The 20,383-nt window shown below is 63.7% G+C and carries 24 protein-coding genes; 16 read left to right on the forward strand and 8 right to left on the reverse strand.

Translation table 11 applies throughout. The features are described 5' to 3' along the window. Window positions 1–135: 135 nt before the first annotated feature. On the reverse strand, window positions 136–984 hold the full coding sequence (locus tag HWX69_RS05575; protein WP_178916099.1) for an arsenite methyltransferase: 849 nt from the start codon (window positions 982–984) through the stop codon (window positions 136–138). Further along, window positions 977–1,354 carry an ArsR/SmtB family transcription factor gene (locus HWX69_RS05580; protein ID WP_178916100.1) on the reverse strand — a complete coding sequence of 126 codons (378 nt, stop codon included), beginning with the start codon at window positions 1,352–1,354 and terminating at the stop codon, window positions 977–979. Before HWX69_RS05580 ends, HWX69_RS05575 begins: the two co-directional genes overlap by 8 nt. A 167-nt stretch (window positions 1,355–1,521) precedes the next feature. Between HWX69_RS05580 and HWX69_RS05585 the strand changes: the two genes are divergently transcribed. From HWX69_RS05585 to HWX69_RS05600, 4 genes are all read left to right on the forward strand, one after another. Then, complete coding sequence (locus HWX69_RS05585) at window positions 1,522–2,775, forward strand: MgtC/SapB family protein (RefSeq protein ID WP_178916101.1); 1,254 nt, start codon at window positions 1,522–1,524, stop codon at window positions 2,773–2,775. A 289-nt stretch (window positions 2,776–3,064) separates the two neighbouring features. Further along, the gene (locus HWX69_RS05590; protein ID WP_178916102.1) at window positions 3,065–4,513 is read left to right on the forward strand and encodes a cytochrome ubiquinol oxidase subunit I; all 1,449 of its coding nucleotides are present in this window, start codon (window positions 3,065–3,067) and stop codon (window positions 4,511–4,513) included. After that, window positions 4,506–5,534, forward strand: a complete 1,029-nt coding sequence (locus tag HWX69_RS05595; RefSeq protein WP_178916103.1) for a cytochrome d ubiquinol oxidase subunit II — start codon at window positions 4,506–4,508, stop codon at window positions 5,532–5,534. Before HWX69_RS05590 ends, HWX69_RS05595 begins: the two co-directional genes overlap by 8 nt. A 62-nt stretch (window positions 5,535–5,596) precedes the next feature. Next, a complete protein-coding gene (locus HWX69_RS05600) occupies window positions 5,597–5,803 on the forward strand; it encodes a cold-shock protein (protein WP_178916104.1) in 207 nt (68 codons plus the stop codon). A gap of 166 nt (window positions 5,804–5,969) precedes the next feature. Here the strand turns inward: HWX69_RS05600 and HWX69_RS05605 are convergent, their stop codons facing one another. Then, window positions 5,970–6,734 (reverse strand): pirin family protein, encoded by a 765-nt coding sequence (locus tag HWX69_RS05605; protein WP_178916105.1) that lies wholly within the window; start codon window positions 6,732–6,734, stop codon window positions 5,970–5,972. Window positions 6,735–6,855: 121 nt separating this feature from the next. Between HWX69_RS05605 and HWX69_RS05610 the strand changes: the two genes are divergently transcribed. The 3 genes from HWX69_RS05610 (at window position 6,856) to HWX69_RS05620 (ending at window position 8,849) form a co-directional block, all read left to right on the forward strand. Continuing rightward, window positions 6,856–7,338: a dihydrofolate reductase gene (locus tag HWX69_RS05610; protein ID WP_178916106.1), complete on the forward strand. Its 483-nt coding sequence runs from the start codon at window positions 6,856–6,858 to the stop codon at window positions 7,336–7,338. A gap of 86 nt (window positions 7,339–7,424) precedes the next feature. Further along, complete coding sequence (locus HWX69_RS05615) at window positions 7,425–8,312, forward strand: mechanosensitive ion channel family protein (RefSeq protein ID WP_178916107.1); 888 nt, start codon at window positions 7,425–7,427, stop codon at window positions 8,310–8,312. A gap of 114 nt (window positions 8,313–8,426) precedes the next feature. After that, a complete protein-coding gene (locus HWX69_RS05620) occupies window positions 8,427–8,849 on the forward strand; it encodes a universal stress protein (protein WP_178916108.1) in 423 nt (140 codons plus the stop codon). A 49-nt stretch (window positions 8,850–8,898) separates the two neighbouring features. On the opposite strand, the gene HWX69_RS05625 is transcribed toward HWX69_RS05620, so the two are convergent. Continuing rightward, on the reverse strand, window positions 8,899–10,242 hold the full coding sequence (locus HWX69_RS05625; protein ID WP_178916109.1) for an alkaline phosphatase family protein: 1,344 nt from the start codon (window positions 10,240–10,242) through the stop codon (window positions 8,899–8,901). 464 nt (window positions 10,243–10,706) lie between these two features. Here HWX69_RS05625 and HWX69_RS05630 point away from each other — a divergent pair, with 464 nt between their 5' ends. Next, window positions 10,707–11,747 (forward strand): PAS domain S-box protein, encoded by a 1,041-nt coding sequence (locus tag HWX69_RS05630; RefSeq protein ID WP_218644672.1) that lies wholly within the window; start codon window positions 10,707–10,709, stop codon window positions 11,745–11,747. 35 nt (window positions 11,748–11,782) lie between these two features. Here the strand turns inward: HWX69_RS05630 and HWX69_RS05635 are convergent, their stop codons facing one another. After that, window positions 11,783–12,316, reverse strand: a complete 534-nt coding sequence (locus HWX69_RS05635) for an inorganic diphosphatase (RefSeq protein ID WP_178916111.1) — start codon at window positions 12,314–12,316, stop codon at window positions 11,783–11,785. A 193-nt stretch (window positions 12,317–12,509) separates the two neighbouring features. Between HWX69_RS05635 and HWX69_RS05640 the strand changes: the two genes are divergently transcribed. Continuing rightward, window positions 12,510–12,869 carry a PadR family transcriptional regulator gene (locus tag HWX69_RS05640; protein ID WP_178916112.1) on the forward strand — a complete coding sequence of 120 codons (360 nt, stop codon included), beginning with the start codon at window positions 12,510–12,512 and terminating at the stop codon, window positions 12,867–12,869. 15 nt (window positions 12,870–12,884) lie between these two features. Here HWX69_RS05640 and HWX69_RS05645 read toward each other — a convergent pair whose 3' ends face one another. Together HWX69_RS05645 and rnhA are read right to left on the reverse strand one after the other, a co-directional pair. After that, a complete protein-coding gene (locus HWX69_RS05645; RefSeq protein WP_178916113.1) occupies window positions 12,885–13,466 on the reverse strand; it encodes a DUF7108 family protein in 582 nt (193 codons plus the stop codon). Continuing rightward, the gene (gene rnhA / locus HWX69_RS05650) at window positions 13,459–14,049 is read right to left on the reverse strand and encodes a ribonuclease HI (protein ID WP_178916114.1); all 591 of its coding nucleotides are present in this window, start codon (window positions 14,047–14,049) and stop codon (window positions 13,459–13,461) included. Before rnhA ends, HWX69_RS05645 begins: the two co-directional genes overlap by 8 nt. A gap of 161 nt (window positions 14,050–14,210) precedes the next feature. On the opposite strand from rnhA, the gene HWX69_RS05655 reads away from it, so the two are divergent. The 4 genes from HWX69_RS05655 to HWX69_RS05665 all read left to right on the forward strand — a co-directional run bounded on the left by HWX69_RS05655 (window position 14,211) and on the right by HWX69_RS05665 (window position 17,805). Beyond that, window positions 14,211–15,176 carry a transcription initiation factor IIB gene (locus HWX69_RS05655; RefSeq protein WP_178916115.1) on the forward strand — a complete coding sequence of 322 codons (966 nt, stop codon included), beginning with the start codon at window positions 14,211–14,213 and terminating at the stop codon, window positions 15,174–15,176. Between the two features lie 40 nt (window positions 15,177–15,216). After that, window positions 15,217–16,494 carry a DNA repair protein NreA gene (nreA, locus tag HWX69_RS05660; RefSeq protein WP_178916116.1) on the forward strand — a complete coding sequence of 426 codons (1,278 nt, stop codon included), beginning with the start codon at window positions 15,217–15,219 and terminating at the stop codon, window positions 16,492–16,494. A 26-nt stretch (window positions 16,495–16,520) separates the two neighbouring features. Continuing rightward, on the forward strand, window positions 16,521–16,652 hold the full coding sequence (locus tag HWX69_RS18255) for a hypothetical protein (protein WP_281361545.1): 132 nt from the start codon (window positions 16,521–16,523) through the stop codon (window positions 16,650–16,652). A gap of 76 nt (window positions 16,653–16,728) precedes the next feature. After that, the gene (locus HWX69_RS05665; protein ID WP_178916117.1) at window positions 16,729–17,805 is read left to right on the forward strand and encodes an NADH:flavin oxidoreductase/NADH oxidase; all 1,077 of its coding nucleotides are present in this window, start codon (window positions 16,729–16,731) and stop codon (window positions 17,803–17,805) included. Here HWX69_RS05665 and pth2 read toward each other — a convergent pair. After that, a complete protein-coding gene (gene pth2 / locus HWX69_RS05670) occupies window positions 17,802–18,140 on the reverse strand; it encodes a peptidyl-tRNA hydrolase Pth2 (protein ID WP_178916118.1) in 339 nt (112 codons plus the stop codon). The two genes, HWX69_RS05665 and pth2, sit on opposite strands and share 4 nt — an antisense overlap. Window positions 18,141–18,231: 91 nt before the next feature. Between pth2 and dcd the strand changes: the two genes are divergently transcribed. Genes dcd through HWX69_RS05685 form a run of 3 tightly spaced genes read left to right on the forward strand, consistent with a single transcriptional unit; the run spans window position 18,232 to window position 20,377 of the window. After that, the gene (gene dcd, locus HWX69_RS05675) at window positions 18,232–18,825 is read left to right on the forward strand and encodes a dCTP deaminase (RefSeq protein WP_156708609.1); all 594 of its coding nucleotides are present in this window, start codon (window positions 18,232–18,234) and stop codon (window positions 18,823–18,825) included. Further along, window positions 18,822–19,718, forward strand: a complete 897-nt coding sequence (locus HWX69_RS05680; RefSeq protein ID WP_178916119.1) for a thiamine-phosphate synthase family protein — start codon at window positions 18,822–18,824, stop codon at window positions 19,716–19,718. Before dcd ends, HWX69_RS05680 begins: the two co-directional genes overlap by 4 nt. After that, window positions 19,715–20,377: a class I SAM-dependent methyltransferase gene (locus HWX69_RS05685; protein ID WP_394353434.1), complete on the forward strand. Its 663-nt coding sequence runs from the start codon at window positions 19,715–19,717 to the stop codon at window positions 20,375–20,377. The genes HWX69_RS05680 and HWX69_RS05685 overlap by 4 nt, the downstream gene beginning before the upstream one ends. The last annotated feature ends 6 nt before the right edge of the window (window positions 20,378–20,383 follow it).

Here is a 20,383-nt window from a genome sequence, read left to right on the forward strand (position 1 = left end):
GGCAGTCAAGCTTCCTACAGCGTAAGAATCACCACGGGAGGTATACGGTGTGTTAATATAGCAGTCCCCCCGTGGCCTCACCGAATCTGTCGAGGTGTTCGACTCGTCTTCCTACGCCGACATCGGTCGTAACCGTCAGGCCCGTTCCGACGTCGGTTTTCGAGCCTCGATGGTCGCCGAGACGACGTACTCGCTCAGGTCGCGCTCGTCGTCCCACTCGCTGATGAACTCGGCGCTGTCGTCTTTCGGCGCGACGCGAGCGTCGACGAATCCGGCGTCGTCGAGCAGCCGCTCGATTGTCTCGATGGGCGATGCACCGGCGACACAGGCTGCCAGTGAGTCCGGGTCCTCCCGGACGGCGTCGGGAAGCGACGCGGTCAGCACCACGTCGGAGATGGCCAGCCGTCCACCGGGGGCCAGCACGCGGAACGCCTCCCTGAACACCTGCGCTTTGGCCGGCGAGAGATTGACGACGCAGTTCGAGATGACGACGTCGACGCTTCGGTCAGCTACGGGGAGGTGTTCGATTTCGCCGAGTCGGAACTCCACGTTCGTCGCATCGTTTTTCTCGACGTTCTCGCGAGCTTTTCCGACCATCTCGGGGGTCATGTCGACGCCGATGACCTGCCCTTCCTCACCGACTTCACGTGCGGCGAGGAAGCAGTCGAACCCGGCTCCCGAACCCAGATCGAGAACCGTCTCGCCCGGTTCGAGGTCGGCGATAGCCTTGGGATTCCCGCACCCGAGGCCGAGGTCCGCACCCTTGGCGACCGCCTCGATATCGTCGGCGGCGTATCCGAGTCGCTCGCTGTCCGTCCCCATCGAATCGTCACAGCAGGCGTCCGCGCTCCCTGCCGTGTCAGAACAGCAGGACGTCCCGCCGTCGTCGATGGCGATGTCGGCGTACCGCTCCCGGACGAGGCGGCGCTGTGCGTCGGCGTCGCGGTCGGGCGAGGAGTCCTCGGAGGGCGGTGTCTCACTCATCGTCGGTCCTGAGTGCGTCAAGCGTCTCGACGAGCTGTTCGGCGTCGTCGGTCAGGCTGTAGTATCGCCAGGACCCCTCTTTCCGGCGAGTTACCAGCCCCGCGGAGTACAGGCGTGAGAGGGCCTGACTGACCGCGCTCTGACTGAGTCCGACCGCGGCTTCGAGGTCGCAGACGCAGACGTCGCTCTCGGCAGCGCGGATGCGACGAACCAGTTCGTACCGGGTGTCGTTGCCCAGCGCCGACAGCAACTGCACGTCCGCGACGACTGCGTCTTCCTCGATTTCGGGTACGTCCGCACAGCACGCAGTCCCGGCTGTTCCCTCGGACTGCTCGGCCCGTGAGATCGGGTCGGTGGCATCTCGACTCATAGTAGTAAATGCTAATATAAGCATATTCTAATATAGTCGTTGCGGTAGTCGACGGGGTGTCGGTAGCCGGACGGGCAGATTCCCCAAGGGCGGTTTTTACGTATCGACTAGCGTTCCGAAACTGATTCGTGCTCCCCCGAAAAGGTATGAATGAGATTCTCTACGTAATGGTCGACCCAACAACGGCGCCGCTCAGCGAACTCATATTACATCTCCTCCTCGCGGGTGGTCTCGGGGCACTCATCGGTCTGGAACGGGAGCAAAGCGAGTCCGGCGGGTCCTTCGCCGGGAGTCGGACGTTCCCGCTAATCGCACTCTACGGGGCGCTCGTTCAGGCGTTCTTCCCGGCGGTGCTGCCCGTGGCACTCGGGATACTCGTCGTGCCCCTCGCTGTCGCGTACGTCGGGAAAATCTGGTACAAAGACGATATCGGCTTGACGACGCTCGTGGCCGCCCTCCTCACGGCCGTTCTCGGTGCAGTCGTGATGCACTCCGACCGCGGCGCGCTCATCGCGATTATCGTCGGCGGCGCCGTCACGGTCCTGCTCTCGGTGAAAGACCCGCTACACGACTTCGTCGACCGGATCGACGACAGCGAACAGCGGGCGTCGGCGAAGTTCATCCTCGTCGTCCTCGTCGTGTTGCCGGCGCTCCCCGACCGGTCGCTCGACGCCCTCTATGGCCTCAATCCGAGATTCATCTGGTTGATGGTCGTCTTCGTCACTGGGCTCGGATTCGTGGCGTACGTGCTCGGACAAACGCTCGGCCCCGAACGAGGCATCGCTCTCACGGGAATCGTCGGTGGGTTCGTCTCGTCGACGGCAACGACGGTCTCGATGGCGGAGAAGACGACCCAAAACGAGACGCTGTATCACGTCTGCGCGTTCGCGGTCGTCACCGCCTCCATCGTGATGTTTCCCCGAGCACTCATCGAAATCGCGGTGGTCAACCCCGACCTGCTCTCGAGTGCGGCGCTGCCGCTGGGAGGGATGACCGCTGTCGGTGCGGTTGCTGCCGGGGTGTTGTACTGGCGAACTGCGTCCGACGAGACGGTCGAACCGGAGGAACTCAAGAACCCGTTTCGACTGCAGCCCGCGCTCCTCTTCGGGGTCATCTTCGCGGCCGTGTTGCTCGTCTCCGAATACGCCAACGAGTGGTTCGGGGCGTCGGGCGTGTACGCGACGGCGTTCGTCTCCGGCCTCGCCGACGTCGACGCGATGACGATAACGCTGAGTCGACTGGCAGCCGAAGGAGCCGTCTCGACGGAGGTCGCCACGACGGGAATCGTCATCGCGGCTATCGCGAACACCTTCGTCAAGGCCGTGTTGGCGTGGGTTCTCGGGTCCTACAGATTGGGCAGGCTCGTGTCGATCGTCCTCGGCGTCGTCGTCCTGAGTGGGCTGGCGTTTCTCCTCGTTTGAACCTCCTGGGTCCTACGGACTCGCGCGGACAGTGGTCTATCCCTACAGCGGCTGGGGGTTGAGACGACACCGGATTTATTTTCTGGAACGGATCTTGGATATTGTCGCCTCTACACGTTCGACTCCACCGCTTTCGCATTTAGCCCAACTGAGATTAACATATAGAAAACTGAATTTTTCAGAAGTGTACAAAAGCTACGTTCTTGCTAATAAATTATTGTTGTGGTGGGTACTACCCAGTGGGAATCGCGTGGCTACTCATTAGATAGGGTTCCGTAGCGCAGGGTGTATGGGCCCAATTACACTGCTGAGTGCTGTCGAGCCGGGTTGGGCGGCGTTGCTCGCTCCGGAGGTCGCGAGCCGCATGCAGTTCGGATGGACAATCTCCGTTCACATCATCTTCGCGTCCCTCTCGGTCGGGCTCGCACCATTTATCATCTACTTCACGTGGAAAGACGTGCGGACGAACGAGCAGCAATATGCCAGATTGCGCTCGTTCTGGGTGAAGGTGTTCGCCGCCGGCTTCGTGATGGGTACTGTCACCGGGATTCCGATGAGCTTCCAGTTCGGCACGAACTTCCCACAGTTCTCCGAGGTGGCCGGTGAGCTGATCGGCGGTCCGTTGGCCTTCGAAGCGAAGATGGCGTTCTTCCTGGAGGCCGTCTTCCTCGGCGTGTTGCTGTACGGCCGCGACCGCGTGACGGACCGCACGTACGTCCTCTCGTCGGTGCTCGTCGGCGTCGGCGCCTGGCTGTCTGGGTTCTGGATCCTGATCGTCAACGCCTGGATGCAGACCCCACGGGGCTACGAGATGGTCACTCGCAACGGGATGGAGGTCGCTAAGCTAACCGACCCGTTCGCCGCGTTCCTCACCCCGCGAATGCCCTGGATGTACGTCCACATGATGAACGCATCGGTGATCTCGGTCGCACTGCTGGTCGCGGGCGTCTCGGCGTACATCGTCTGGAAGAAGCCCGACACGGAAGCCTGGAACACCGCACTCAAGCTGGCTGTCGTACTCCTGATCATCTCCGCCCCGTTCCAGGCGGTCCACGGCGACGCCTACGGCCGCCACGTCGAGGACACCCAACCACAGAAGTTTGCCGCGATGGAGGCCCACTACGAGACAGGACAGGCCGACCTCCACCTGCTCGCGTTTCCGAAGTCCCCCGAGGCACTCACCGACCCGCGCGCCGAGAACCTCGTCACCGTGAGTCTCCCCGCGGTCGGGTCGTTCCTCGCCAGTGGCGGGGACTTCGACACCGAGGTTATCGGACTGAACGAATACGAGGAGAACCCCCCCGTAGCACTCGTGTTCTGGTCGTTCCGCTTCATGGTCGGGCTCGGATTCCTGTTCATCGGGTTGGCGCTGTGGGGCGGTTACCTCACGTACCGCGGACGGCTGTCTGATAGCACACGCTACCTGAAGGCGATGATCGCTGCCTCGCCATTCGGCTACGCTGCGTTGCTCACCGGCTGGTACGTCACCGAAATCGGCCGCCAGCCGTGGGTCATCCAAGACGAACTCAGGACCAGCGAGGCGGTCTCAGCGACACTAACCGGGACGGAGGCGACACTGACCCTGATCGGGTTCGTCGTCGTCTACGTCGGGCTGGTGCTGACAGCCCTGTACGTCCTGAAGTGGCTGGTCCGGGAAGAACTCCAGGCACTCGGTGTCCGAGAGTCGAGTGAGGGCCGCTGGCACGGTCCGATACCGGGGGTGGGCGATGATGACTGACCCGTTGTTGCCCGTCGACGCCTACCTCGTCGAGTCGCTGCCGGAGATATGGTTCGGCGCTGTGCTGTTCGCACTGGGGATGTACGTCGTCCTCGACGGCTTCGACTTCGGCATCGGAATGCTGTACGCGACCCGGACGGACGAACACGAGCGGGAGACGTTCCTGGCGGCGTTCGGCCCGATCTGGGACGCCAACGAGGTGTGGATCGTCGCCTTCGGGACGATGCTGCTGGCGGCGTTCCCACGGGTGTACTCTCGCCTCCTCGCGGACAACTACCTGCTCGCAATCGGGTTCGTCCTCGCGTTGGTGTTCCGCGGACTCGGCCCGGAACTTCGCGAGCAGCGCGACGACGAACGGTGGAAGCGCTACGCCGACTACGCCTTCGTCGGCGGCAGCGTGTTCGCGCCGCTGCTGTTCGGGATGCTCGCCGGCCGCTGGCTGTTCGGTGGGGCGACGCTGCCAGTGGTGCTGACTGGCGTCGGCTTGGTCGCCGTCTCTGTCGTCACGGGTGCGGCGTTCCTCGCGGCCAAAACCGAAGCCGGTCTGGCGTCGGAACTGCGTGCGTACGGCACCGCCGCGACAGTTGCGTACCTCGGCGGGGTGGTCGTGCTGCTGGGTACTGTTGTCCTGACCGACGCGGGCGGCGCTGCCGACGCGGTGCTCTCGCTTCCCGTGGCTGCAATCGTCGCCCTCTCGGTCGCCGTGGGGCTGGGCGGGAGCCTGCTGGCCAGACGCGGCCAGTACCGTGCCTGGCTGGCGAGCGCGCTGGCACTCCCCGCACTGTTGACGATCTTGGTCGCAGTGCTGCTGTATCCGACGATCTATCCGCCGACCGGGCTGCTGGTTAGGGAAGCGGTCGTGTCGCCGCTGGCGTTGAACCTCGTGACCATCCTCGGGTTCCCGGTGTTGCTGCTGGTGCTGTGGTACTTCAAGTTCCTCTACGGCGTGTTCAGCGGCCCAATCGAGGGTGAGGGCTACGGGGGTAAATCTGCAGTTCACGACACGGACGAACGTCGGTGAAGGGTCGTGGTACCTCGACCCTCGGAAGGGTTATCCCTCACTCACCCCTCCGTTAGGTTGTAATGGCAAACGGTAAGGTTGATTTCTTCAACGACACAGGCGGCTACGGTTTCATCTCGACTGACGACGGCGACCTCGACGACGACGAAGACGTTTTCTTCCACATGGAGGATGTCGGCGGCGAAGACCTCGAAGAGGGTCAAGAGGTAGAGTTCGACATCGAGTCCTCGCCCAAGGGGCCTCGCGCAGCGAACGTCGTTCGGCAGTAACAAGACACACCCGTCGCTGTAAGCGACGGACAACAATCTCGATTCTTTGGACGGTTACACGTACGAGCTAACGCTATCCGTACGCTCTACAGTAACTGTCACATTCTACGCTGGCGAGATGACTGAACTGCCGTGGAGCGAATACGCCCCGCGAATCGTCGTCGTCTCAACGCCCGATGGTCCCCTGGCGCGTGATGGGGGCGTCGGGATTAATCGTAAACGCGACGATAGTGGACTCCTCGGTTGCGGTGACGGACACCTCGCTCTCCTCGGTCACGAGTGCGCTTTCGGTGTATCCGACGGACTCCCCACCGATGTCGACCGCACCCTCGAACACGTAACAGTAGGTATCCCACCCCGACCGGGACGGGAGCGTGGTCGTACCGCCGGCGTCCAGCCGGCAGTCGTAGAAGTGGACGTCGTTGCGGACGAACAGCGGGGCATCACTCTCTTCGGGGCCGAACAGGTGACGCCACTCGTTGGGCGTCGAACCGGGAATCGGCTCGTGTTGGATACCGGGGTCGAGGTCGAGGCTGTGCGGCCGGACGAATATCTGGAGCATCCGCAACGGCGGGTCGTCGGCGAGCGTCTCCTCGGCGTGCCAGAAGCCGCTGCCGGCGTTCATCACCATCAGGTGCTCGGGATCCGTGACGAGTTCGTTGCCCTTGCGGTCGTCGTGGCGCATCACGCCGTCGGGCACCCAGGAGATGATCTCTTCGTTGCGGTGCTGATGCATCCGGATGAGTGTCCCGGGGTCCATGAACGACTCGACGACCGTCGCGAGCGGCCCGTAGCCGTGGTCGTCGTGCCCCGGTACGGCCCGGCCGGGGAAATTGAAGTGAATCCTGAATTTGCCCTGATTTTGCGAGACCTCAGTTCGTGGAGAAGTATAGATACCTGACTGGGTCTGTGACGAAGCGGAGTCTTCCATTCGCTCCTCGTAGGTGCTCCGGCGGTATATGGGTTCTGTGGACCACTCAATCGAGGGCTTCTCTCACGACCGAGTAGCCCTGATACGAGGGTTTTCGGCGGAGCCACACGAACGCGAACGCATGGAACTCATCTCAGTCGCGGCGGTCGCGGACAACGGCGTCATCGGCCGGAACGGCGAGTTACCGTGGCCGAGCATCCCGGCCGACAAACGACAGTACCGAAACCGAATCGCCGACTGGCCCGTCATCCTCGGCCGGCGAACGTTCGACTCGATGCGCGATGACCTTCCGGGGAGGGCACAGGTCGTGTTGAGCCGGTCGGCGTCCGACTACGGTATCGAGTCGGCACACCCCGCATCTGGGGTCGACGAGGCAATCGAAACCGTCGAATCGCTCGGAGACGACCGAGCCTACGTCATCGGCGGGGCGGGTATCTACGACCTGTTCCAGCCGGTCGTCGATCGGATGATGCTCAGCCGGATTCCGGGCGAGTACGACGGCGACGCGTACTTTCCGGAGTGGGATACCGACGAGTGGACCGTCGTCGACCGCACTCCCTACGACGAGTTTACCCTCGAAGAGTGGGTCCGAAAACAGAGCTAACGAGGGGTCTCATCCCAACTAGAGAGACGCCGATTTGTCAACGGCCGTCGGTTGGGATTTTTGTTCACACGCCGCAACCATGCGGCATGATTAGCCAACTCACCCCTCCGAGATGGGTGACCGAAATCTTCTCGGCCTACAATCAGGTCTTGGCGGAACTGTTCTGGTTCGTCGTCGGTTTCGTGGTCGTCTATCTTCTCGGCCGGGTCGCTCTCGTTCCGGTCGTAACCCGGGTCGTCAAATCGCGCAATCGCAACAACCCCACTATCGAGACGGCGACGGAGACGTACCTTCGAGTAATCATAATCGGATTCGCGACGCTGACGGGCATCATCGCGGCCGGCTACGGGCGGGTACTCTCGGAGTCGGCGGTCATCATTGCAGCCCTCACGTTCGCTCTCGGTATCGCCGGCCAGCAGGTGTTCGGGTCGCTCATCAGCGGGATGTTTCTGGTTGCCGACCCGGACTTCAACGTCGGCGACTGGATAGAGTGGCCGGGCGGCAAGGGCACTATCGAGGCGGTCGACTTTCGCGTCACTCGGGTTCGAACGCCGAACAACGAATCCATCTCCGTCCCGAACACGGAGCTGACGAACAATTCGATTACTCGCCCCTACGGGCGTGACCGGTTTCGAATCACCGAGGAGGTGTACGTCGCCTACTACGAGGACACCGAGCGGGCCCTGATGGAACTCCAACAGATCGCCAGCGACCACGAACCGATTCACGACGACCCGGCGCCGAACGCACGCATCCTCGACCTCGGCAAGAACGAAATCACCGTACAAGCCGAATTTTGGGTCGAGGACCCGATGAACAGCGACGTTCTGACGGTTCGATCCGACTTCCGGCGCCTCGTGAAACGTCGCTTCGACGAGGAAGGAATCACGCTCGCTCCACCGTCCGCACAGTCGCTCTCCGGAGACGTTACGGTGACCGAGCGCAGCGCCGACCCCGCCTCGAACGGGGAGTAGTGGGAGCGACCCCCGATTTGAGCCATTCGAACGCGACGCCTCGGGGTCGGCGCCAATTCCGAATCGCTGGTAATCACGATGTGTAGTTAATCCGTTCCGAATCCAAGAGTCGCTATGGCAACCGTCCTACTGGCTACTGACGGCAGCGAGTACGCTCGGCAGGCGGCCGAACGCGCAATCGAACTCGCGGCGGAACGGGGGGCGACGCTGCACAGCATCTGTGTTGTCGACCAGCGACGCTTCGACGATCCTGCCCTCAGTTCAGCGGAACTGGCGACCATGTACGCCGACGACCACGCCTTGGAGTTCGTCGGTGAGGTAGCGGATATGGCGGAGGACAGGTCCGTCCCCATCGAGCGGACCACGCGTCACGGGATTCCTCACGAGGTGATCCTCGAATACGCCGACGAGGTGGACGCGGATGTCATCGTCATCGGTGCACACGGTGACCACGACGAACACTTTTCGGGAGTCGGACGGAAGGTCACCGAACTGGCCGATAGAACGGTACTCGTCGTCGAACCTGATGCAGATTAGCTTTTCAGTGGTCGGTAAAATACCGATGTGGCCGCCTGCGGTTTCGAGGCTATAGCAGACTCGCGCCGTCGAACTCGCCGCGGTCGACGTCCATGTCGAGCAGTTCGAGAATCGTCGGCGCGATGTCGTAGAGGTCGGCGTCCTTGATCGTGGCGTCGTCGTCGTCGACGAACAGACACGCGTTGTCGAAACTGTGCATGCCGTTGCGGGGGCCGATGTCGAACACCTCATCGCCGCTGCGGAAGCCGGATTTGAGGTCGAAGCCGTGGTTCGGGATGACAACGAGGTCCGGCGCGATGTCGGCGTGGTCGCCGCGGAAGGCCTTTTCCTTGGTGACGACGCGGTCCGCGACCTTCCGGCCGTTCGGGCCTTCGAGCGCTTCGAGTTCGGCTTTCAGTTCGCCGCGGACTTCCTCGTAATACTCTTTGGGGACGGATCCACGGGGCTCTCGACCCTCGAGGTTGATGTAGAAGCGACCGGGGATGAGCGAGTAGGCTTTCGTGTCGTCGGCGATGTCGTCGAGGCTGTCGTGGTCGTCGTCTTCGTAGGAGAGCCAGCCGTTCTCCTCCAGCCAGACGTTGCACTTGACCTCGTGGTCGAGTTGGGTGAAGCCGTGGTCGGAGGCGACGACCATCGTCGTCTCGTCGCCGAGCATGTCGCGCAGTTCGCCGAGGTAGTGGTCGACTTTCTCGTAGAACTCGAGGAACTCATCTTTGAACTCACCGTCCTGTGTGTAGTGTTTGAACAGGAAGTGGTTCACCCGGTCGGTCGTCATGAAGACGCCGAAGAAGAGGTTCCAGTCGTCCTGCTGGACGTAGTGTCTGAACGCCTCGAAGCGGGCGTCGAGGGTTTCGTGGGCGTCCTCGATGAACTCGGATTTGTCCTCGTCGTGGCCGAGTTTGGCGTTCACGTCGATTTTGTACTCCAGCCCTTCCAGCGTCTCACGGAGTTCGTCGGGGTAGGCGGCCTTCTCGACGCCGGGCGAGAGGAAGCCACTGACCATCCGCTGGACGTCGCGGTCCGGCGGGAACGTCACGGGGACGTTCATTACCGTTGCCTCCCGGCCGGCGTCGGTGACGCGTGACCACAGGCGGGTGGCCTGTACGTCCCGACCCATGGGGACGTAGGTGTCGTAACTCCCGACCTCGCGGTCCTGGAAGCCGTAGACGCCCGTTCCCCCCGGATTGACGCCGGTGGTCAACGCGGGCCAGCAGGCGCTGGACTCCGGTGGGACGATGGAGTCAATCGCGCCGCCGGCGCCCTCGCTCGCCATCGCCGTGAGGTTCGGAAACGTCTCCTCGTTGTCGGCGATTAGACTGTACGGCACGCCGTCGATACCGAAGAAAGCGACTCGCGGACCCTCGCCACCGCGAAGCCGGTCGAACAGTCCCATAGAGGCGTGTGGGGCAGGCGCCTACAAGAACTTTCGTTTCGACCGGCAAAAGCGGCGGCGCTCCCCGAAAGCGGCAAGAATCGCCCCGCTACGCGTCGTCGTCGCGGTCGCCGTCCTCGGCTGGCGGCTCGAAGTTCTCCGGTACGACCGTCATGTGACGGATGCCCATCGGTTCACGGGGTTCGGCGCTCATACTCGAAGCTATCGCTCGAACGCACAAGTATCATTCCATAAGCATACCGTATCGCCCCGATCCGACGTATGCATAGTGGGAATAACGAGGGTGTAAACCGTGGTACTGGGAGTTGATTGAATTGTATTACCATAGGGCATTTTATGAAAATATACATGCACATAACGAATCTCCGATGGGTTTCGAGCGGGCTGGCTGTGTGTCGCCCGTGCTATACAAAGCCACACGGAAACGACAGATTCTATCCCATCGAGTACCTAGCTCACAGAAGGTGAATCTCCGCGACGAATCGATTGGCTCGGAGGCGTTCTACCGAACGCTCGTCGAGAACGCCTCCGAAGGGATGTTGACCATCGACACCGACAGCCGCATCGTCTACGCCAACCCGGCTATCGAGCGGATTCTCGGCTATTCGCCGGCAGAACTCGTCGGGAGTTCGAAGATGTCGATTATCCCCGAGCGCCTTCGCCCGGCCCACGCCGCCGCGCTGCAGTCCTACATCGAGACCGGCGAGAAGAACATCGACTGGAACGGCATCGAGCTGCCGGCGCTCCACAAGGACGGCCACGAGGTGCCGACGCTGATTAGCCTCCGTGAACACGAACACGACGGGGAGCGGTACTTTACGGGCATCGTCCGGGACATTAGCGAGCGGCGCAACCGCGAGGAGTCGCTCAGAGAGCAGAACGAGCGGCTCGACGAGTTCGCCGACGTGCTCTCTCACGACATCAGAAGTCCACTGTCGGTCGCCCGCGGATACACGGAATTGGCCCACGAGAAATCCGACGCGCCCGAACTCGAACAGGCTCTGGCGGCGCTGGACCGCATCGACGACCTCATCGACGACATCCTGGCGTACTCGCGGGAGGGTGGCTTCGTCGACGAGGCCGAACCGTTCCGACTCGACGATGCGGTCCGGGCGGAGTGGAGCCTCACGGCCGCCGAGGATGCCGACCTGCGGATTGAGGACATCGGCCGAATCGAGGCAAACGAGAGCCGGGTTCGGGAACTCCTTGGCAATCTGTTTCGAAACGCCGTGACTCACGGTGGTCCGGACGTGACCGTTCGGGTCGGTTCGCTACCGGATGGGTTCTACGTCGAAGACGACGGCCACGGAATTCCGGCGACCGACCGGGAGACGGTGTTCGAGTACGGGTACACGACACGTGAAGACGGGTCGGGGTACGGACTCTCCATCGTCAAGCAAATCGCCAACGAACACGGGTGGGACGTCCGAGCAGTCGAAGCGTCGGACGGCGGTGCGCGATTCGAGTTCACCGGCGTCGACTCCATATCGCGAGCCGACGGCTGACGGACGCGATACGCGAAAAACGCCGGACTGACGCTCTATTCGAAGTGCTCTTCGTAGAGGTCCTGGGCGTGCTCGATGGCGTCGTAGGCCGCTTGCTTGTCCTCCCAGCCCTGCGTCTCGACTTCCTTGCCCTCCTCTAAGTTCTTGTACGTCGCGAAGAACTCGTCAATCTCGTCGAGTTGCTGTTGGGGGATGTCCTCGAGGTCCTCGATGTGGTCGTATCGGGGGTCCTCGCTGGGGACGGCGATGACCTTGTCGTCCTGCTCGCCGTCGTCGTCCATCTTCATCAGAGCGACGGGGCGAGCCTCGATGACACAGCCCGGGAACGTCTGGTCTTCGACCAACACGAGCACGTCGAAGGGGTCCTCGTCGTCGTAGTACGACTGCGGGATGAACCCGTAGTCCGACGGATAGTGGACGTTCGAGTGCAGGACGCGGTCCAACACGACGCCGGGGATGTCCTTGTCGTACTCGTATTTGTTGCGCTCGCCCTTCAGACACTCCACGACGGCGTATATCTCCTCGGGCGCGTTCGGTCCCGTTTCGAGGTCTTCCCACAGGTTTGCCATACCCGTGGCTCCTCACCTGCCCCGCAAAGAGCTTTCGACACGAGTTCGAGGAGCCCCGCTGTAGTGGCCGGCGGGTCGAAGACTATCAGTCTCGTTGACTCGAAATCGGCCGATTATATTTAAAAAGCAAGATATACACGGCTCTCAAAGATGTTTGATAACTGTTAAGTGGGTTGACAATGTACCCCTATACATGTCAGAGGCCCAAACAGCCGCGACCGACCCAGGCGTGGCACCCGACCTGACCGCGTTCCAGCAGAACATCCTCACCATCCTCGCCGAGGAGCCCCGCTACGGGCTCGCAATCAAGCGGGAACTGGAGACCTACTACGGCAGCGAAGTGAACCACGGTCGACTGTATCCCAACCTCGACGACCTCGTCGAGATGGGACTCGTCGAGAAGAGCGAACTCGACAAGCGAACCAACGAGTACGCCCTCACCGACGAGGGTCTCGACGCCGTCTTCGACCAGCTCGCGTGGACGTTCTCGAAGGTCGTCACCGACGGCGACCGCGCCGGTCGCGTCCGCGACCTCGTCGCACAGTTCGAGTAAAAAAACGTCGACTTTTCACCGCGAGTGGGCCACGTCGAAAATCACGTCGAGCGACTGCTCGAGACGCTCCCGCTGTTCGTCGCTCGGCCACGCGTTCCGCGGGAAGTACTCCGTCCGGAACTCCTCGCGTTCGTCCTCGGTTGCGGCCTCGATTCGCTTGGCGTAGTGGTTGCTCATGAAATCGGCGAACGCCGCGGCGGTTTCGCCGTGGACCTCGCCGTGTTCGTCCCGGACCGCCTCGGCGACCGCTCGGTTGTGAGCGTCGACGGCCTCGTAGTCGCCGCCGTCGTCGGTTCCCGAGAGCGTGATTTCGACGGCGCGGTCGGTGTCGTCGATGCGGTCAACCTGTACCACGCCGTCTTCGGTCCACTCCGCGGGGTGACAGACGAGCGTCTCGCCGTCGTCGTCCTCGCGAACGCGAGCGGTGTAGCCGTACTCGGCGAGCACCTCCCGTCGGTCGTTCCGGTAGGCCTCGCGTTCGGCGGGGTCGACCGCATCCCGCATCAGTCGCGTCAGTCGCTCGGCGCGGTCGACGACGCCTTCGGGTAGTTCCGTCGTCGGTTCCTCGGTGTCCGTGTCCGCGTCGCTGTCAGCCATCGAGTGCCTCGTTTGCTAGTTCGTCGGCGCGACTGTTTATCTCTCGCGGAACGTGGTCGATGGACCACTCCTCGAAGCGCTCCAACAACTCCCGGACCCGGACCCGCTTTTCCCGAAGCGTCGGGTCGTTGGTGTCCCACTCCCCGCGGACCTGTTTGACGATGAGTTGGGAGTCGCCCCGGACGACGACCTCGTCGAACCCGAAGTCGTCGGCGACCTCCAGGGCTCGAATCAGCGCCCCGTACTCGGCCTGATTGTTGGTCATCCGACCCATCCGCTCGCTGCCCTCGGTGGCGATGCCGTCGCTGGTGACGATGACCCAACCGGCGGCGGCGGGCCCCGGATTGCCGCGACTGGCGCCGTCGAAGTACACGTGTGCGCGTCCCCCACCGCCCTCGATGAGTCCGACCAATCGGGCGGATTCGTTGCCCTGAATGACGACCTTTTCGTCGTAGGCGACGGCGGTCGCGCCGCCGTGGCTGGCCCGCCACAGTTCGTGGTCGGTGTTCCCCGCCTCGACCTGGACGCCTGCGGATTCGAGACGCTCGCGGGCAGTTGCGGGGTCGCAGTCGATGACCGGCATCCGTTGGACCCAACCCGACTCGGAATTTATCCCTTCCGATATTCGGACGCCGCCGAGAACGGAACCGACCGACTGCGTCGGGGTGGGCTCGGATTCGTGTTCGATATTCCAAGGTTTTGGCGAGAGTTTAAGTAGGACGCTCGTTTGACTATAAAAACGCGATGACACGGCCCACCCGTCAACGGGAACGCGGCAGCGAACGTGAGGGGGAGACGACCGACACCGAAACGGGGACGGTGTGTCCGGAGTGTTCCTCGGAGAACATCGTCAAGGACGCCGACAGGAGTGAGATGGTCTGTGACGACTGTGGGCTCGTCGTGGAGGAAGACCACATCGACCCCGGCCCGGAATGGCGGGCATTCAACCACTCCGAGCGGCAGTCGAAATCCCGGGTCGGCGCACCGACGACCCAGACGATGCACGACAAGGGGCTGACGACCACCATCGACTGGAAGGACAAAGACGCCTACGGCCGCTCGATTTCCTCGAAGAAGCGCTCCCAGATGCATCGGCTCCGGAAGTGGCAGGAACGCATTCGGACGAAGGACGCCGGCGAGCGAAACCTCCAGTTCGCGCTCTCCGAAATCGACCGCATGGCGTCGGCACTCGGCGTGCCGCGGTCCGTCCGGGAAGTCGCCTCCGTCATCTACCGCCGGGCTCTCGACGACGACCTCATCCGGGGTCGCTCCATCGAAGGCGTCTCGACGGCCACGCTGTACGCCGCCTGTCGCAAGGAGGGAATCCCGCGTTCGCTCGAGGAAATCAGCGAGGTATCCCGGGTCGAGCGAAAGGAAATCGGCCGCACCTACCGCTATATCTCACAGGAACTGGGCCTCGAGATGGAACCGGTCGACCCCACGAAGTACGTCCCTCGGTTCTGTTCGGAGTTGGAGTTGAGCGAGGAGGTCCAGAACAAAGCCCACGACATCATCGAGACGACCGCTGAGAAGGGCCTGCTCTCCGGAAAATCTCCGACGGGCTATGCGGCGGCCGCCATCTACGCCGCCTCGCTGCTGTGTAACGAAAAGAAGACGCAACGCGAAGTCGCAGACGTGGCACAGGTGACCGAAGTCACCATCCGCAATCGGTATCAGGAGCAAATCGAGGCGATGGACATCCACGGCTGAGCCCCGAACGGTCTTTACCCTCGCCAACCCAACGCCGAGTATGCGCCTCGACGAGTACGTTGACGGACTCGACCGCGAGGAGTCCGTCGAGTTACGAAAGCTCGCCGAGGAGAAGTCCTACGCCATCACCGACCACCTCGACGACGCCCGGACGCGCTTCGACGAGACGCTGTCGGGCGATACGATGGTTGGGTCGACCGCGCCCTCCGTCTTCGTCGGCCGCTCGTCGTATCCCAGCGTCTCGGCGGGATTGCTCGCACCCGTCGGCGACGAGAGCGACGCCGAGTCCTACGTCACCACCGGCGAGTGGTACCGACAGGGCTACTCAATCGAGGACGTCTTCCAGAAGCGGACGGGACTGCTCAACTCCACGCGGCGCTCGAACGTCGACGTGAGCGACGTGTGGGACGGCTTCGTCGGCACCCAACGAGAGGTCGCCATCGCCGACCGCCCCGTCGACGTGGAACTGGGCCTCGACGAGTCACCGGGATTCGACCTCGACGGCTCGCTGGAAGATATCGCGGCCCCGCGCGGCCCACGTGCGTCGGCGGATTCGGCGACGCTGACGGAGAACCCCCACGTCCCTCGCGCCGTCGAGAAGACCCTCTCCGACGACGACTGGCGGGCGGAGGGCGCGATGACCTACCTCTACCGGCGCGGCTTCGACGTGTACGACATCAACAACGTGCTGTCGGTCGGCGCGCTCGGGCAAGGCGACAATCGGCGTCTCGTCCCGACGAGGTGGTCGATTACGGCCGTCGACGACACCGTCGGGAAGTACCTCCGCGGCACCATCCGCAACGCCTCGAGCATCGACCAGACGCTCGTCTGGCACAACAGCTACGTCGGCAACGACTACTGGGTAATCGCCACCCCCGGCGAGTGGGAGTTCGAGTTGCTCGAACTGAAGGCGCCCGGCTCCATCTGGAACCCCGACCCCGAGGGCCAACTGTACATGGCCGCCGACCGCGAGGGCTACGAGGGCCGCACCGACTACGTCGACGAAACCTCGGGAGCGTACTACGCGTCCCGACTGGGCGTCCTCGAGGAGTTGGCCGAACGCGACCGACAGGCGAAGGTGTTCGTCGTCCGCCACGCAACCAACGAGTACTGGGCGCCGGTCGGCGTCTGGCAGATTCGCGAGTCGGTTCGAAACGCCTTCGATTCCGAACCGGCCGTCGCCGAGACGTTCCACAGCGCCGTCCGCCACCTCGTTCCCCAACTCCCCGTCTCGCTGACCGACCTTCGACGGAAGTCGACGATGGCCGCGGGCATCCAGGCGGACCTCTCGGCGTTCGGCGGCGGAGCGACGGACTGAATACTCGCCGCTCCCGTCACCCGACAATGAGCGACCTCCTGGCCGGCCCGGTGCTGTTCGTCGTCCTGCTGTCGGTGGTCTTTCTCGCCTTCCCGTGTGCGTACCTCTACATGGCGCTGAAAGAGCGGGGCGTCTTTCAGCGCGTCTTTTCTGACTGACACGTATCGGCGCCTGCGAGTTCCGGTTCCGTACCGCTACGCAAAACGTCTTTTCGCGCGGCCACGAACGCCGTCTATGAACCTGTTTACTCCCTTCGAGAGCCGCGACGTGACGGCTCGAAACCGGGTGATGGTGTCGCCGATGTGTCAGTACTCCTGTGAGGAGGAGGACGGACTGGCGACCGACTGGCATCTCGTCCACCTCGGCAGTCGCGCCTCCGGCGGCGCGGGCATCGTGATGAGCGAGGCGACGGCCGTCACGCCACGAGGTCGCATCTCGCCGAAGGACCTCGGCATCTGGAGCGACGACCACGCCGAGGCGCTGAAACCGGTGACGGAGTTCATCGAATCACAGGGCGCCGCCTCCGCCATCCAACTGGCCCACGCCGGCCGGAAGGCCTCGACGAACCGGCCGAGCGACGGTCACGGTCCCGTCCACGGCGACCGCGGGTGGACGCCGGTCGGCCCGACCGCCGCCCCCTGGCCCTACGCCGACGACGAACCGCTTCCGACCGAACGCCTCGACACCGACGGCATCGCCCGCATCGTCGACGCCTTCGCCGACGCCGCCGCCCGGTCGGTCGAAGCCGGCTTCGACATCGTCGAGGTCCACGCCGCCCACGGCTACCTGCTCCACGAGTTCCTCTCGCCGGTGACCAACACCCGCGACGACGCTTACGGCGGCGACTTCGAGAGTCGGACCCGCCTGCTCAGAGAAGTCGTCACCGCCGTCCGGAACACGGTCCCCGAGGGGATGCCCGTCTTCGTCCGCATCTCGGCGACCGACTGGCTGCCGGACCGCGATTCGTGGAGCGTCGGCGATTCCGCACGACTGGCGCGGGACCTCGAACGACTCGGCGTCGACCTCATCGACGTGAGCGCGGGCGGCATCCACCCCGACCAACAGGTCCCCGACACCGGCGCCCACTATCAAGTGCCGTACGCCGAACGCGTCGCCGAGGGCGGCGTTCCGGTCGGTGCCGTCGGGAAAATCACGACGCCGGAGGGTGCCGACGCCCTCATCCGAAACGACCGCGCGGACCTCGCCGTCGTCGGCCGCGAACACCTCAAAGACCCCTACTTCGCGGTTCACGCCGCCGAGAAACTGGGTTACGACGCGCCGATTCCGCGGCAGTACACCCGAGGGTTCTAGTACAACGAGAGGTCGCCGGTCACCTTGTCGACGATGTTCTCCGACCCGGGGCCGACCGCGAGCGCCGTCAGCGTCCCCGGTTCCAGTTGCGTGTGGCCGGCGTCACGAATCAGCGCGTAGGGCAGGCCCTCCCGGCGGGCCGCTTCGGCGAGTTCCTGTAGCTCCGATTCACCGGAGCCCTTCAGGACGACCTTCTTTTGGCCGCCGGATTTCCACTCCCGTTGGGCGTCCGGTCCCGCGGACTCGTAGGCTTTCAGCGAGGCGTGGGCGACCTGTGCGGCGAGTTTCCCCTTGCCCATCCCGAGGTCGGTGCGGGCGACGATGGCCTGTTTCATACGGAATCCGTCGGTCCGGCCGTATTTGTGCGTGCCGACAGCGAGACGGCCGACCGGCGGATTTTAAGCCCTGTCGCCCGCTTCGACGGATATGATACTTTCCGACGGCGACATCCGTCGCCGCCTCACCGACGGCGAGTTGGTCGTCGAACCCCTCGACGACCCCGAACTGCAGATTCAGCCCGCCAGCATCGACCTCCGCCTCGGCCGAGAGTTCCTCGAATTCCAGCGGACGAACATCCCGTGTATCCACCCCAACAGCGAACAGGAAGTCGACGAGTACGTCGACGAAACCTACGTCGAGGAGGGCGATGACTTCATCCTCCACCCCGGCGATTTCGTGTTGGGAACGACCAAGGAGCGCGTCGAGATTCCGCCGGACCTCATCGCCCACGTCGAGGGGCGGTCGTCGCTCGGCCGACTGGCTGTCGTGGTTCACGCCACGGCAGGTCTTTGCGACCCCGGTTACGAGGGCCAAATCACGCTGGAGTTGTCGAATCTCGGCACGGCACCCGTCGCGCTCACACCGGAGATGCGCATCTCGCAGTTGACGTTCACCGAACTCAAAAATCCAGCCGAACGCCCCTACGGCGCCGAGCGCGGGTCGAAGTATCAGGGACAGAAAGGACCGCAGGCCTCCCGAATTCAATCCGACGAGGAGTTCGGAGGCGACCAGAAGCGATGAAGTTCATCGAGGAGGTCGTCGTCGAGGAGTTCCTCCCGACGTTCCGCTCGATGCTGGCGGGGGAACTCCGCGAGCGCGGCCTCACCCAAAGCGAGGTCGCGGAACTGCTCGGTATCAGCCAAAGTGCCGTCTCGAAGTACGCCCACGGCGACGTGGATATCAACGACGCCGTCGCCGACGACGAACGGGTCCGCGAGACCATCGAACGGCTGGCCGACGGCCTCGAAACCGGCGACATGAGCCGCGTACAGGCGCTCGTCGAGGCCGAGATCCTGATTCGAAAGCTCGAACGCGGCGACTTGCTGGCGAACCTCCACGAGGCGGCGTTCCCACCGCTCTCGGAACACGAGGGACCCCTCGACATCCACGACCCCGAAGGCGATCTGCGGACGACCGAGCGAGTGCTCTCGTCGGTCCGGCGGGGCGTCCGAACGCTGGAGAACACGAGCGGGTTCGCCGCGCTCATCCCGGCGGTCGGGTCGAACCTCGTCGAGGCGCTCCCAGAGGCCGACGGAATCGACGACGTGGCCGCCATCCCCGGCCGCATCCTCGACATCAAGGGACAAGCGACGGTTCCCGGTGACCCGGAGTTCGGCGTCTCCGAACACGTGGCGTCGGTCCTGCTCGCGGCCAGAGCGGCCGGCAGCGACGCTCGTGCGGCGCTGAACGTCCGCTACGACGACGATATCGTCGAGAAACTCGATGCGGCGGGGTACGAAACCGTCGAATTCGACGCCGAAGCCGATGTCGAGTCGGCCGTCGCCGAGGCGCTGGAATCCAACCCCCAACCCGACGTGCTGTATCAGGCCGGCGGCTTCGGTATCGAACCTGTCGTCTACCTCCTCGGTGCCGACGCCGGCGTCGTCGTCGTGACGGTTCGGGACCTCGTCTGATGGGTGTCGCCGAGTTCTACGGCCGCTGGGCGGCGCTGTACGACCGAATCGCGACCGCCCCCGGCGTCGCTCGCTGGCGCCGAGCAGCGGCCGAAGCAGCCGCTGATAGCGGCGATACGGTCGTCGAAATGGGCTGTGGAACCGGCGCGAATCTCCCGTACCTCGCAGAGCGGGTCGGTTCAGAAGGGTCTGTTGTGGGTGTCGACATCACCGGGCCGCTGTTGGACCGCGCCCGCGAACGCGTTGTTGCGTTGGACAACGTCTCGATTGTCCAAGCCGATGCGACCTGCCCGCCACTCGCCGAGGCTGACGCGGTTCTCGGCACCTTCGTCTGTGGCCTCTTCGAAGACGCGGCCGCCGTCGTCGACGACTGGTGTGACCTCGTCGGGTCGGGCGGCCGGGTCGCGTTGATGGACGCGACGGCGACCGAGACCTTCCTCGGCCGACCCCTGAACCCGTTGTTCAGGGCGTTCGTCGCGGCCGGTGCACCGGGGTCGACACCGGGGGACGTACTCCGTGCGCCGTTCGGCGGGTTCGACGGGCCGCTGACGCGTCGCGTCGAGGCCTCCCGGACGGCGCTTGCCGCACGCACCGACGACCGCCGCTACGAGACGTTCGCTGCTGGGTTCGTCGGACTGCTGTCGGGACGAGTCCGATAGCGCGTC

Source organism: Natronomonas gomsonensis, assembly GCF_013391635.1.
Taxonomy (GTDB): domain Archaea; phylum Halobacteriota; class Halobacteria; order Halobacteriales; family Haloarculaceae; genus Natronomonas; species Natronomonas gomsonensis_A.